This window comes from Paenibacillus sp. 01T424 (assembly GCF_056398745.1).
In genome coordinates, this window is sequence record NZ_JBFTPZ010000042.1 from 1 (window position 1) to 14,743 (window position 14,743).

At 46.7% G+C, this 14,743-nt stretch carries 8 protein-coding genes; all 8 read left to right on the forward strand.

The features are described from left to right. The coding region (locus AC1DPK_RS26025) for a BclA C-terminal domain-containing protein (RefSeq protein ID WP_477512101.1) at positions 1–785 on the forward strand (785 nt) is incomplete at its 5' end. 340 nt (positions 786–1,125) lie between these two features. Beyond that, positions 1,126–2,925: a cache domain-containing sensor histidine kinase gene (locus tag AC1DPK_RS26030; RefSeq protein ID WP_477512102.1), complete on the forward strand. Its 1,800-nt coding sequence runs from the start codon at positions 1,126–1,128 to the stop codon at positions 2,923–2,925. Then, positions 2,897–4,333, forward strand: a complete 1,437-nt coding sequence (locus tag AC1DPK_RS26035) for a response regulator (protein WP_477512103.1) — start codon at positions 2,897–2,899, stop codon at positions 4,331–4,333. Before AC1DPK_RS26030 ends, AC1DPK_RS26035 begins: the two co-directional genes overlap by 29 nt. Positions 4,334–4,435: 102 nt before the next feature. Beyond that, positions 4,436–5,788 carry an ABC transporter substrate-binding protein gene (locus tag AC1DPK_RS26040; RefSeq protein ID WP_477512104.1) on the forward strand — a complete coding sequence of 451 codons (1,353 nt, stop codon included), beginning with the start codon at positions 4,436–4,438 and terminating at the stop codon, positions 5,786–5,788. A gap of 115 nt (positions 5,789–5,903) precedes the next feature. Next, positions 5,904–6,773 carry a carbohydrate ABC transporter permease gene (locus tag AC1DPK_RS26045; RefSeq protein WP_477512139.1) on the forward strand — a complete coding sequence of 290 codons (870 nt, stop codon included), beginning with the start codon at positions 5,904–5,906 and terminating at the stop codon, positions 6,771–6,773. A 19-nt stretch (positions 6,774–6,792) separates the two neighbouring features. Next, entirely contained in the window at positions 6,793–7,641 is an 849-nt protein-coding gene (locus AC1DPK_RS26050) for a carbohydrate ABC transporter permease (protein WP_477512105.1), read from the forward strand. A gap of 212 nt (positions 7,642–7,853) precedes the next feature. Then, positions 7,854–13,511, forward strand: coding sequence for a hypothetical protein (locus AC1DPK_RS26055; RefSeq protein WP_477512106.1), 5,658 nt, complete (start codon positions 7,854–7,856; stop codon positions 13,509–13,511). A 129-nt stretch (positions 13,512–13,640) separates the two neighbouring features. Beyond that, a complete protein-coding gene (locus AC1DPK_RS26060; RefSeq protein ID WP_477512107.1) occupies positions 13,641–14,720 on the forward strand; it encodes an S-layer homology domain-containing protein in 1,080 nt (359 codons plus the stop codon). Positions 14,721–14,743 lie beyond the last annotated feature (23 nt).

A 14,743-nucleotide genomic window follows, 5' to 3' on the forward strand; every position in this document is an offset into this window, starting at 1 on the left:
GCGCATCAGGAGCAACAGGAGTATCGGGAGCGACAGGTGAAACTGGAGCAATAGGAGTCATAGGAGCGACAGGAATAACGGGAGCGACAGGTGAAACAGGAGCAACAGGAGTCATAGGAGCGACAGGAGTAACGGGAGCAACAGGTGAAACAGGAGCAACAGGAGTCATAGGAGCGACAGGAGTAACGGGAGCAACAGGAGCAACGGGAGCAACAGGAGCGACAGGAGTAACGGGAGCGACAGGTGAAACAGGAGCAACAGGATCAATAGGAGCAACGGGAGCAACAGGAGCGACGGGAGCAACAGGAGCGACAGGAGTAACGGGAGCAACAGGAGCGACAGGAGTAACGGGTGCAACAGGAGCAACAGGTGAAGGCTTGTCAGCGTATGGTTATGTATTCAATACAGGTAGCCAGTCAGTAGCGGTAGAAACGGATATTATTTTCGATAGCAATGGTAATCTAAATAACATCACCCATACACCGAATACATCACAAATTATGATAAATAACGCTGGAGACTATGCCGTTTATTATATTGTAACTGCAGTAGAAAGTAATCAATTTACCTTATATCAGAATGGTGCCCCTGTTGGCGGAAGCGTGTATGGCTCGGGTGCCGGTACTCAACCTAATCCAGGCATGATTATTATTACTGCTGCCGCTAGTGATGTACTAACTTTAAGAAATCATTCCAGCGCCTCTAGCGTTACTTTACAAACCAATGCTGGGGGGTCTCAAATCAATTCAAATGCTTCCATTCTTATTATGAAAATAAGCTCTTAGGATCACTTTCAAAATTGTGAAAAGATAAGTTCAATATAATTTACAGAACCATCCAGATGGAATTGTATGCAATTTAATGTGATTAGGCTAGTGCTGATTCGCCCTTAGACTGCACCAATTAAAAAAATCACGTCCATTGGGCGTGATTTTTTTTATATGTTGGAATGCCCAATGAGCGAACCACAGCGTTAGATGAGATGAATCTCTTTAGTGCTCAATTTCTAAGAATTGTTATATAAAAATACAAGTTTTTAATCTGCTGGTTCAGTTTTTGGGTGTGATAAAATGAAAGGTGCGCTTAATCGGCTCAAAAACGATATGAGGAGTGAATGATACACAAATGATGCAATATAGGAGAAAATGGCTCCCAAATACGTTGAAATATAGACTGTTTATCGCGTATATCACACTACTGATGCTTCCTTTGTGCATCGCAATTTATTATCTTTTCCAGCATTTTGAAACGATTCGGCAGAATGATATGATCGACCGCATGTCTGAGCGTATGCAGCAGGTTTATATATCCTTGACGGATATGATGGCATTTTCATACAAAGCAAATACCATGCTGAGTCAGGATGAAAGCCTGATCCAGATTATGCACGCTCCTGATAAATATGATCCTTTTGTACGAAAGAAAATAATAGAAAGCAAAATGTTCGGAATCAACAACAGCTTTTTCTTCCATCAGACGGAGCTGTATTTTCGTTTTATCGACCGTAATGGCAATGTATACACCTCCTATGCTCCCAATGACCAGTTGACAAACGAACGGAAAGAATTACAGGAGTGGCAAAATAAGCTGCAAATCGGCTTGCGTCCTTACCGATGGGTGGCGAACGACTGGAATGATGTAAGAGGAAGTCAAGGAAGTAAGCTACTAAGTCTGTATACGATGCTGGACGACGAGCTGCGGGGAAATTATGGATTAGCACGTATCAGCATCAACATTCAGGAGTGGTTCAACAATACGCTAAAAGATAATCCGGTCAATCAGGATCTAACCATTTTTACCGGGCAAGAAGAAATCATTTTACAAAATAAGGAATCCGCTTTCAGTGTGGACAGCATGAAAAGGATCATTTCTTCACATGCAAAAAATGGACATTACAAAGATGAACGCGCTTTGTCACTAGTCAATTACAGTTATGTGGAGGAGCTGGATTGGTATGTCGTTAGTCAAATGCCCTTAAGTGAGCTTCAGCGTGAAGTCAAGCAATTAAGACTGATGATCTATATGTTTCTCATTATTCTGGTAATCGTTTTCATCACGGTAACCTTCTTTTTGGCGTCTCGAATAACGAAGCCGTTGTATGTTTTGAAACGAAGCATGGAAGAGGCGTCGGACAAGAAGCTGAATGTTAAAATATCGATCAACCAAGGTGCAACAGATGAAATTCGTTCGCTAAGCGATAGCTTTAACCGAATGATTGATGATGTTGTTCTGCTAATTGCTAAGTTGAAACAGGAAGAACGGCAAAAGCAGGTAGTCCGTTTTCAAATGCTGCTCTACCAAATGAACCCGCATTTTCTCTTGAATACGTTGAACACTGTCAAATGGATTGCAAGAAAAGAGAAACAGGACGCCATTGCGGGTATTTGTACTTCTTTAGGCTTAATATTGGAGGCTAGTCTGAATTCCGATATTGAGCTGATTCCACTTAAAGAAGAGATCACTTTGCTGCGATCCTATGAATCCATACAGGCGTTTCGATTTAGAGAACAGTTTACAATCGAATATGAAACAGAGGAATCGGTACAGTATGCGCTTGTTCCAAAATTTAGTTTGCAGCCTCTGACAGAAAACTCTATCGCCCACGGCTTTAATATGTCTGAAGGTCGTGGCACCATATGGGTCAGGGCGCGAGCGGAGGGGAGCGAGCTTGTTCTTGAGGTGGAAGATAACGGAATTGGCATGGAAGAGGCAGCCCACAATAAGGGGAGACGCAGCGGACACGGGATTGGACTGAGCAATTTAAGAGAAAGGCTGGAGCTGCTCTTTAAACGTGAGGGTGTGATTGAACTTATATCGGGCGCGGAAGGAACCCTCGTTCGAATACGTATGCCATTATTGATTGCAGCGCCTTATTCACAGAAAGGAGATGACGGACATGTGGACGATTTTATTGGTGGAAGATGAAGTGTTTGTTCGTGAAGCCGTCAGAGAAATTTTGGACTGGGAAAGCCATGGTTTTTGTGTTGTCGGCGAAGCAGGCAACGGCAATGAGGCGCTTTCGGCTATTGTGGATTTGAAGCCGGATGTCGTCATCGCCGATATAGTTATGCCTGGCATGGACGGAATTGAATTGCTGAAGGAAACACGGAAAGCTGGTATACGCAGCCGCTTTATTATGCTGACGGCTATGAACCAGTTCGATTATGCACGGGATGCGCTTCAATACGGAGCTTCCAACTATTTGCTGAAACTATCCTTAAATGATGATGTTTTGCTGGAAAGTTTGGCACGAATCAAGCAGGAATTGCTTGCAGAGCTTAAAGGGGCTGGAGAGGCGCTTTTTCCTTATTATCACCGCACGTGGGCGGTTATTTTGGGAATAGGAGTATCGGCTCAGGCAGATGCAGCGGAGCTTGTCTTGGCGGTGGAGAAATTCAGCAGTCTGAGATTAGAGATTGTAGTCACTCTAAACGGTGCCGCACCTGCTCGCATGGATCAAGTTGGGATCCGGCCGGAAAAATATCTGCTTGTCCAAACCTTCCATGATGCGGGTCAGACCACTTTCTTTTGCTGGAGCTTTCAGAAGAAGTCAGAATCGGTCAGCCAGATCCCGTCCCAGCGGATGATTGAAACAACGACTATTAGCAACTTGTCCCGTTTGTCCGATGATTGGCTGCATGCGCTGAATCAATTAAACGGCAATTGGTACGGTCGTGATACTGTTCCGATAGGGGAGAAACACGTGATGGTGCCAATCGAGGAGCTGGAGGCTGAGTTGATTCGCTGCTTTGAAGAGAGGAATGAACCAAAATGCACGGAGGCAGCAACGCTGATCTGGTCGTGCATGAAAGACTCGTCATTTTCTCATGTGGAAGTGAAAAAACGAGCAGCCCATCTGCTTCATGTTGTGACGATGCTGGCAGGACGAAAATCGGAGGATCGGACAGACATCTACTCTGCCGTAAGCCATGAATCGCTGCTTGCGCTTATGCTGCAAGCAATACGGGAGCTTATTAGGCAGAAGCAGGAGGAGCATATAAGCTATACAGACCATCCAGAGGTAAACCGGGTGATTCAATATATGCTGGAGCATTACAGGGAGAACATTAAAGTTACGGATTTGGCTAGTCTGGTAGCGATCAATGTAGACTATTTGAGTACCGTATTCGGCAAAAAAACGGGATTGACGCCAATCGCCTATTTGCGAAACATTCGTATTGAACAATCCAAACGTCTGCTGCTGCATTCCAAGCTCAGTGTAGAAGAGATTGCGAGCCAGACGGGCTTCACTGACGATGCGTACTTCATCAAAGTGTTCAAGCGCTTGGTTGGACAAACCCCCAGCTCCTTTAGGAAAGAGAACAATATATAAGTTTTATACAGCCAATCCGCAAGTTTCGTCTCTTATAGACCCAAGAGCGAGTTGATATAGTTGGGATGTATTAAACATCCGATTAGGGAGGTTACAAGAAAGATGAGAAACAGAAAGAGATTGGTTGCAGGCTTGACTTCGATTGTGGCGGTGTCTCTGATGCTTGCTGGCTGTGGCGGAAACGGTAACAGCAATGGGGGAGTAGATGGACCAACGACATCCGCAAGCGCCGAGCCCACTGCAACTGCAAGTGCAGATCCGGTCAAACTGACGATGTGGGGAGCTGTGCCGGCCGAGAACGGACCCCAAGAGGTTGTCGACAACTGGAACAAAGAAAATTCGGATATTCAGGTGGAGTATGTACGGTTCGTCAATGATGAAGCCGGCAATCTGAAGCTGGATACGGCACTCATGTCCGGCCAACCCGTAGACATGTACGTAAACTATGATTACAGCCTTTACGAGAAGCGTATAAAAGCAGGAAACGCGCTTGATATAAGCAGTTTCACTGACTATGATGTGAACGAAAAAATGGGTGAAGGTGCTGCCTTTTGGAAGGTGGACGATAAGTATTATGGCGTTCCTACCCAGAAAGGCTTATCCTTTGTCTGGTTGAACAAGGACATGCTCGATGCCAAGGGACTGCCTGTTCCTACGGAATGGGGACTGGACGAGTTCAGGGATTATGCCGCCAAGCTGAAGGATGATAAGGTTTGGGGATTGGCGCAAAGCGATTATTACTTCAATGTGCCTATCAACGGTTCCATGCTGAAGCAAAGCTTGCAGCTGACGAATCCGGACGGTACTTCAGCTTTCGACAATCCGTTGACGGTCAAAGCACTTCAGGTTTATTCGGACATGATGTTTACGGATAAAAGCTTGATGCCTCATACGGAGCAGATTACTTCAAAGCCCGCTTTGGACCAGATGTTTGTGAAGGGAGAAAGCGCAATGCTATTTTCCACGAACCAGATTTTCCGTACGACTAACAACGTGGCAGAGTTCCCAAGGTCGTTCAAGGTGGCTGCGGCGCCGGCTCCCAAGGTTAACATGGATCAGGCCGATTACATTAACGCTGGCGGCTTAGGAGACGTGGTTGCTATCAATCCCCGCACCAAGCATCCGGAAGCCACCTGGAAATTTATCAAGTGGTATGCGGACGGTGGCATGCTGCCGATGGCGGCAGGCGGAAGAGTACCTTCATCCAAGGACTTCCCAGTCGATGAGGCTGTTGCCCTTATGTTCAAAGGTGTGGAGGACACCTATGACCTTGATTCGATTAAGCGGGTCATGTTCGGGAGCCTTCCACTTGGTCTGAGCCGTCTGGACCGGAAGTCAGGCAGCGAGCAGCAGGCAATTTATGACAACGTGTTTTCCCAAAAGCTGACTCCTGAGGAAGGCGCGAAGGAATTAGCGCGGGTGCATAACGGTAATTTGCAAGCATCATCTAAATAAAGTCGTCAGGCTAAGGGGGAGCGAACCTTTAACGCCGCATCCCCTTAGCCGCAAGCTGCTGGATACTGCAAGCTACATTATAAATAGAGAAAGGCGGTGACCGATCGTGAGTTGGATGAAGCGACAGAGGCTGATTGGTTATGTATTCATTGCTCCCAATCTAATCGGAATGATGGTGTTTATGCTCGTTCCAGCTCTGTTCTCCTTTTATTTAATGTTTACAGATTGGGTATTCGCTAGCGGGCAAACCCCGCGTTTTATCGGATTGGATAATTTTAGAATGATGGTGAGAGATGATTTATTTGCTGTATCAGTCAGAAATACCTTGCTGTTGTTGGTCCCTGTACCGATTTCGATTATGCTCGGATTTCTAATTGCTGTCATACTCAACAACCGGACATATTTCCAGAAAACGCTGCGTGCGTTCTTTTTCGCTCCGTACTTTACCAGCGGCATCGCTATTGCCTTTGTATGGATGGTGCTATTTCAGCCTTCCAACGGTCCAATAAACGCATTCCTGCGATCAGTTGGTATTTCTGAGCCTCCCCTATGGTTTGCTTCCCCGGATACAGCGATGTATGCGGTGCTGATCATGGTGACCGCAGGCGGAATCGRATACAACATGATTATTTATTTGGCCGCGCTGCAGGAATTGTCCTCAGAGCAGCTGGAAGCGGCAAGGATGGACGGAGCGACGTTTGGGCAGCTGCTGCGTCTGATTATATTTCCTTTGGTTAGTCCTACCACCTTTTTTCTGATGATTACCGGCTTCATCGGCTCCATCAAGGGCTTTGGCATGATTTATGCCATCACACAGGGAGGCCCTGCCAATAGTACGACGGTTTTCTCTATTTTCGCCTATAAGAAAGCGTTCAGCTTTTATGAAATGGGGTACGCGTCAGCCGTCTCGTGGACCATGTTCCTGATCATCCTTTGCATCTCGCTTATTCAGTGGGCGGGCCAGAAAAAGTGGGTTCATTACTAACGGAGGGGGAAGACGCACAATGGAAATAAGAAATAACAGAATAATCAGAAAACGAATAATCAAGAGCTTTAATACGATCTTCATGGCACTAGCGAGTCTACTGCTGTTGTCGCCAATGATCTGGATGATCAGCACCTCGTTCAAGATGCCGAAGGACGTTTTCACTTTTCCAATTCAGTGGATTCCACTTGATCCTGTATGGACCAACCACTTTAAAGTCTGGATGACTGGCGACGGGTTTGCTCTATTTTATTTAAACTCTTTGAAAATATCGATCATTTTAATGATTGGAGCTCCATTGCTCGCCGCATTTGCCGCATATGGCTTCAGCCGCATTCCCTTCAAGGGAAGGGATGCCATCTTTATGCTTTATCTGTGTTTGATGATGATTCCGCAGCAAGTACTGTTTGTCCCAAAATTTATCATGTTTGATTGGATGAATATTTATAACACCCATTGGGCGCTCATTCTTCCGGGCTTGTTTACTGTATTCGGCGTCTTCATGATCAGGCAATTTTTTATGAGCATTCCCCATGAAATATCTGAAGCGGCTTTCATTGATGGAGCCGGCCATTTCCGGATTTTCTTTCAATTGTTTCTACCGCTTTCCAAACCGGTTCTGGCAACCTTCGCTATCATTGATTTTACATGGACGTGGAACGATTATGAAAACGCTTTGATTTTTTTGCTGGACAAAAGATTGTTTACGGTGCCGCTTGGTATGCAGAATTTCATGCTGGAATCGGGAGTGGACTATAACATGATGATGGCTGCCGCGACAGCAGGTGTCGTACCGCTGCTTATCGTCTTCTTTATTGGCCAGAAGTATATTATTCAAGGGTTCTCCAGTTCTGCGGTCAAAGGATAAACGATTATTATAGCAAGCAAAAAGTTATGTGTGAAACGAGCAATGATGATTGTAGTCAGTGTTCTGATGGTGATTTGCTCCGGCAATACAAATGTTCATGCCGGAGCAACAGGTGATGAGATTAGTTCAAAACATGAAAATGAAAGCGCTTTACCGAGAGCTGCGACTGATCTGTTTGATGGAACGCAATCATTCATTCTAGGAGGTGCGAAATGAATATTAGCAGAAAGGCAATTCGTATATGGTTCGTCATGTTATCCGTATTATTGGTATCCGGAGGACTTATTCCGCCAGGTGGGATATCGGCGTCCGCAAATACGCCGGATGTGATATATGCGGAACTAGGAAACGATCCTATTTTTAATGGATTGACGGTGCTGCCTGGGGATAATTCTACGTCCCCGCAAGCGGCGGTGAAAGGCGGTAAGCAAAGTTGGGGGACGAACAAAAGCGGAGGAGTTCAGTTTATGTATTTGAATGCGGCTCCTGGCTTTTTCGTCGAAGGGCAGAGCCGGATTGAGGTTTCTGTCGATTATTACGACGGCGGAACCGGCAAATTTAATCTGATGTATTTAAAGCAAGGCGGGTGGCAGGAAGAGAAATATGTACAGCTTACCGGAAGCAACACTTGGAAGACGCATCGATTTTACGTTTCCGATGGCGTACTAATTACGAAAATGCGTCTGGGCCTGTACGGACCCAAGATGGGGAGCAGCCAAGAGGATGTCTTCTTTAAATCAGTGACTGTATCCAAATTGCCGGATTACAGCATGGCAAGCTCGGTGCAGGCAGTTTTGAAAAGCAACAGGACCTATGAGGGCATTAAAGTGCGGCTAGGCGGTAATGAAAAGTACGCTGAGCCGATAGTCTCCTATGGTTCCAAGGAGGGGTGGTCTACGCAAATCAGCAATAATTACGCCTATATGTTCTTTGATCTCGATAGTTCATATGGAAGCGGGAAAAATCAAAAAGTCGCAGTCGACTATTTCGATCGCGGCACAGGCAAATTTAATTTGCGTTTCTCCGCGGCAAATAGCAGTACTGATTCGGATATGGTGCAACTGACGGGGACAAATGAGTGGAAAACACATGTTTTTCAGCCAGTGGACGCCGACTATACGACAATTCGATTGGCAGGGATCGGGGAAGATGTCGTCATCGGCTCCATTAAGGTTTCGAAAGCTGACGATCCGGAGCAAGGTCATGAGGTTGTTACGGCGACATTAGGTGCGAATCCCGTATTCAGCGGCTTGCATATGTTTCCAGGAGATCCGCAATTGCGCGACCAGAGCGGCAAGGCCGAAGTCATAGGAGGCAAGGACAGCTGGCGCACGGATAAAAGCAATTCCCGCAGCTTTCTTTATATGGAAGTGACCGATGAGGAATTCGTCTCTAGAGGAGATCATCGCGTCGAAGTGACGGTTGAATATTTTGACGGACCTGTTGGGAAGTTCGCCTTGTCCTACCTGAATGATACCGGCTGGCGTGATATGAAGCATATCCGACTGACGGGTACGAACAGTTGGAAAAAGGAGCGGTTTATCGTGCTTCAGGCGGACTTGAAGCGAGTCATGCGTCTGGGCGTTTGGTCGGGCGAAATGGGCACCAGTGAGACGGACGTTTATTTCAGAGAGGTTTCAATCCGGCCTTTGGATAACTACAGCGACGCGCAGTCAGTGAAAGCTCAGTTAAATAGCGACTGGAAGTACGAGGGAATTAATGTGTTCCCGGGAGACAATGCCAAAAATAAGGCGCCGATCGTTGTAAGATCAGAGCAGGAAGGCTGGACGACGGACACGGCTAATGGCGCGAAGTACTTATATTTTAATGTAGACGATACGTATGTTTACGATGTGGATTTGCCGATCGAAGTTGAGGTGACTTACCTCGATGTTGGCAAAGGCACGATTGTGACTGAGTATGATGCCATAAAGGGCGGATTTACAAAAGCAAACCCGATTCAATTGACGGATTCAGGGACATGGAAGACGAGTATCGTCACTCTGCCTCACGCCAAGTTTTCCAATCGTGCCAACGGCACGGATTATCGTATTTATTATACCAAAGCATCCGTAGATACGGCTCAGGATGTCGTGATCTCGGCGGTCACCGTGAACAAATTTGTTCCAGAGACGCGGGATATGAAGATTATTCCAACGACGACGGGAAATGTATTTCTTGTGGGAGAACCAATTAGCATTGATTTGAAAACGGTTGCTAAACGGGTCGATTGGAAACTGGAAAATTATTGGGGTGCTCCTTTCGGCAACGGATCGGCTTCCGTCGGCAATGACGGGAACCTGACCCTCCCGCTGCCGTCGCTGGATAAAGGTTACTATAAACTGCAATTAACGGCCAAAGACGGAGAACAAATCGTTAAGAACACGACGACTTCGGTTACAGTGCTCGCTCCCAACGCGGATCTCGCCGACCAACCTTCGCCATTCGGCGTTGCGACCCATTTCGGCCAGAATTGGGACCCTATTCTGATTCCGCTCGTTTCCAGACTGGGTGTCAGCATGGTACGCGACGAGATTGGTTGGGGTGGGATTGAGAAGGAAAAGGGTGTTTATCAATTCCCGGAGAAGTACGAAACGTATATGGCAGCCTTAAAGCAGCACCGAATCTCGCCGTTTATCGTGCTGACCTACAACAATAACCTATATCCCGGCGGTTTTCATATTAAAGACCCTGCAGGGGTAGCAGGCTTTGCGAATTACGCGCGTGCCGTTTTGAATCATTACGGTGATCAGATCAAGAAGGTTGAAGTATGGAACGAATATAACGCCTTTGGCGGCGGAGCATCTGCGTCGTATTATTTTCCGCTGTTGAAAGAGACGTACAATGCTATAAAGGAGCTTCGCGAGGATGTGCGCGTGATCGGACCTGCCGGAGTGACCATTCCTTACGACTGGATTGAAGAATTGTTTGCGCTGGGTGGTCTGAACTATCTGGACGGCGTCTCCGTTCACCCGTACCGTTTTCCGGAAATCCCAGAGGGCGGCGATCTAGCTTTAGACAAGCTGAACAAGCTGATTGCAAAATATAATACTTCTGGCAAGGAAATACCGCTTTGGCTGACAGAGATGGGCTGGCATACGAAGTTGGGCGGAGATGGCATCTCGGTGGATAAACAAGCGGAATACCTTGCCCGTTATAATGTCCTAGCGATCTCCGAAGGCGCGGAAAATATCACCTGGTACGATTTGAAAAATGACGGTACAGACGCAGAGAACCGGGAGCATAACTTCGGTATTATCGTAAACGAGGAAGATGGACGGGGCGCCTATACGGCCAAGCCGGCTTTTGCAACTTACGCGGTTCAGACGAGGCAGCTGACCGGTGGGGAATATGTTGAGCAGGAGCAGGTGTACGGCAACGTAAGGAGCTATCTGTTCCGCAAGAATGGCGAAGATCTGCGCGTTCTATGGTCTCTTACCCCGCAAAAGGTTGTCTTGACGACGGATAGTCCTGTTATCGTAACCGATTTCACTGGAGAAGAGCAGACGCTTATGCCTTTGAATGGCAAAGTCTATTTAAAGCTTGGCAATCAGGTGTTCTATGTAAAAGGCAACATTTCCGGCATTCATGCTGGCGGCTTATTCTCTGCGGATGACGTTGTTGCGGCCGTGAACGATCATGTTCGCATACGTGTAAAGCTCGATAATACGGGCAGCACTACAGCGATGATAGCTGAGGTTGAAGTGGCCGGCGTCACGCAGACTGTATCCGTCCCGGCGAACGGGCAGCTTGACGTACCAATCACTCTACCTGCGGTTCCAGAGATTGGGAGCCGGACTTATATTGCCAATGTGAAAGTAGACGGCAAGCCCAGCGCTCACTTGCTTGTGAACGCCCGAATCGAGGAGCCGTTCGGCATGGCGGTCGAGCCGCATATCGTATCTATGGACGATCGGACGGGCCAGTTGAAAATCTCTTATACGAACAATTCAGCCGTGTCCGCTTATACGCTAACGAGCTTAGATTGGCAGTTGGGCGAGCTTTCCGGTTCGCAAACGTATAACGAAGTAATTCCACCTGCTTCCACGTGGCGGGGCAGCGTAGATATTCCGATTCCTGCATACGGCAAACCTTATGCTTACCAAGTGAAGTTGAATTTTAAAGAAACGGCGCCCATAACGTTGGATGGCTCTACCGAGTTCAATCCGATCATCAAGAAAACGGCTTCCGGCGAACGCTTGCAGGAAGTCCAGGTTCCCGGATACGCTCTGAATTTAATTGAGACGGGCAACAATCGGGTGAGAGGCTGGAAGGGGCCGGATGATTTAAGCGGCGATTTCTGGTTGAACTGGGATGAGGAGCATTTCTATTTGACCGCCAAGATTAAGGACGACATCCATTATCAGGATCAATGCGGGTCCTCATCCTGGACCGGCGACGGGATCCAGTTTGCTCTCTTCTCAGGCGTTGCGGGTAAGGAGATACCCGATAAGTACGAGTACGGATTTGCACTTTGTCCGAACGGGCAGAGTGTCGTCCACCGCTGGAGCACTCCGCAGGGCGTCGAAGTGGGAGATGTGACGAATGTGGAAGCGAAAGTGATCCGTGATGAAGAAACGAAATATACGTATTACTATATTGCCCTTCCGTGGAGCGAGCTTGCTCCGGTCCATCCAGATAAGGGAATGATGAGCTTCAGCTTGTTGTTCAACGAGAACGACGGAGCAGGACGGAGAGAGTTCTTCGAATGGGGCGGCGGAATAGGCTCTTCGAAAGATTATAGGGAGCTGCGTCCGATGCAGTTTATGGGGGCAACCGTGCAAGAAGCCGACAAAACCGAGCTGACGGGCGCGATTACCGGGGCGAGACAGCTTCATGACGCGGCCGTGGTCGGCGATCAAGCCGGTCAGTACCCGGCTGTGGCGAAGGACGAGTTTCTAGCGGCTATCGAGGCGGCGGAAGCGGTTGAGGCCGACACGATAGCCTCACAGGCATCGGTAGATGCCGCGGTGGTACAGTTGAATGCGGCAATCGCTAAATTCAAGGCCGCCGAGATCAAAGAGGATCCGAGCGATCAAGCTGTATTGGCAGGTCCGGAACAAGTTCAAATTGGAGAAAGTTTTGAGTTAACCTATGGTCTATCTGAAGGGACAAAGTTATATCAAGCTCAGGAGGTAACGTTACAATTCGATCCTGCCCAAGTACAATTTGAAGGCTTCGTTGAACCGAGCGAGAAAGAAGGATTCATCATTGTTGAATATAAGCTTGGCGAGGGAGAACTAACATTTATCGCCGTTAATGTATCGAAGAATCCTGAATCATCCAACAAAAAACTTGTGAAGCTTCGCTTTAAAGCGATCGCGCCAACGGCAGAAAATGCTGCTACATCGATTAAAGTAACGGAATTACAGCTTGCCAATGCGCCGGATGAGGAAATCTACGGTTTCGGCACAGAATATAAAGTAACGATTCAAGACGTGAAGGAAGTTGATAAGTCAGATCTGAACAAATTAATTGCAGAAGTGGAACAAGTCTTAGAGAATGCTCAAGTGGGAAGCTTGCCAGGCCAATACCCAGCGGAAGCAAAAGCGGCACTGCAACAAGCATTACAACAAGCACAAGCCACCGTGGATAATGTGAAATTAACACAAGCTGAGTTGGAAGCTGCAATTACAACATTGAAGCAAGCACTGAATGCCTTCAGCAAAGCGGTTCATGTTGCAAAACCAGGCGATGTGAACGAAGACGGCAAGTTCACTATTGGAGACTTAGTGAAGCTCGTTGAGGCATATGGAATAACGGAACAAGATTCTGAATGGAATCAAGTGAAACAACTGGACTTCAATAAAGATGGTGAAATTGGTTTAGAAGATATTGTTCTCATTGCTAGATTAATTCTGAATAAATAATGTTACATCTGGGCGACTGCGACTGTACATTTAGTTAAACCAAGAGAAGACATACCATGTTCGGATAACGAAAGGGGGATTTCGGATTCCCCCTTTCGTTAAGTTATGGCAAAGAAGGGACAGCATAGGATGAAATATTCGCGTTTTGCAATGAGAGTTATTTTACTCATTAGTTTCATCGCAGCCTCAATCCTGCAACCATCAAACAATGTACAAGCAGCAGCAAGCGATACCACATTTGAATTTACTAGTCAGTCCGATGAGGTGAAGCCCGGAGATACAATCGAGCTATCTGTTTCTGCAAAAGATGCGAAACTTGTCTATGGTTACGAACTAACTATCCTATATCCTGCAGAGCATTTGCGCTTTAAAAAGATAGTCAGTGCGTTCAGTTCGGCATCTTTTCACAAACTTTTTGACAAGGAACCGGGGAAATTATTGATATTTGGTACGAAAACAGGGAACCAGCAAGGAGATAGCGGGAATCTCGATCTAGCAAAAATTCAATTTGATGTAATCAGCAAAAAAAAGGCAGGAACAGCGATCACAGCTGAGCTATCAAAAGTGAAATTGATGACGAGAGATCTGGATGCTAGTACTATCGATGTGAGCAAAAAAATTGATTTTACATTTAAACCGCAGATTCAAATTCAATTAAAGGATATTGCCGGTCATTGGGCGGAGAAAAATATTATACGCGCGTTGGAATTAGGATTTGTGGTTGGTTACCCGGATCATACCTTTCGACCAGACCGATCAGTCACACGGGAAGAGTTTGCCGCAATGCTAGCTAAAGCGATGGAGCTATACCCCAAAGAAAACAAAGCTATATTCAAAGATCAGCATGTTATTCAAGCTTGGGCTAATACGAGTGTGTTGGCGTTGGTAGAAAAGGGGATTATCACCGGATTTCCTGACAAAACCTTCCGGCCAGCTAGAAATATTACACGCAGCGAATTAGCGGTAATCATGGCTAGAACATTAAAACTGGATACAAATGATGTTCCCCGCACTGCGTTTAACGATTCGAAAGAAATGATGGGCTGGGCCGAACCGTCTATTGCAGCTGCTGTCAATGCAGGATTGCTGCAAGGCAGAGGTAATAATTGGTTTAAAGGAAACGAATTCACTACCCGCGCAGAGGCAGTAAAGGCGATCCTCTCTATTTTGGATACTATCTCGGAAACTGATTTAGAAGAAAGCGAATGAACTCGGTTGCGAGCTTACGACTT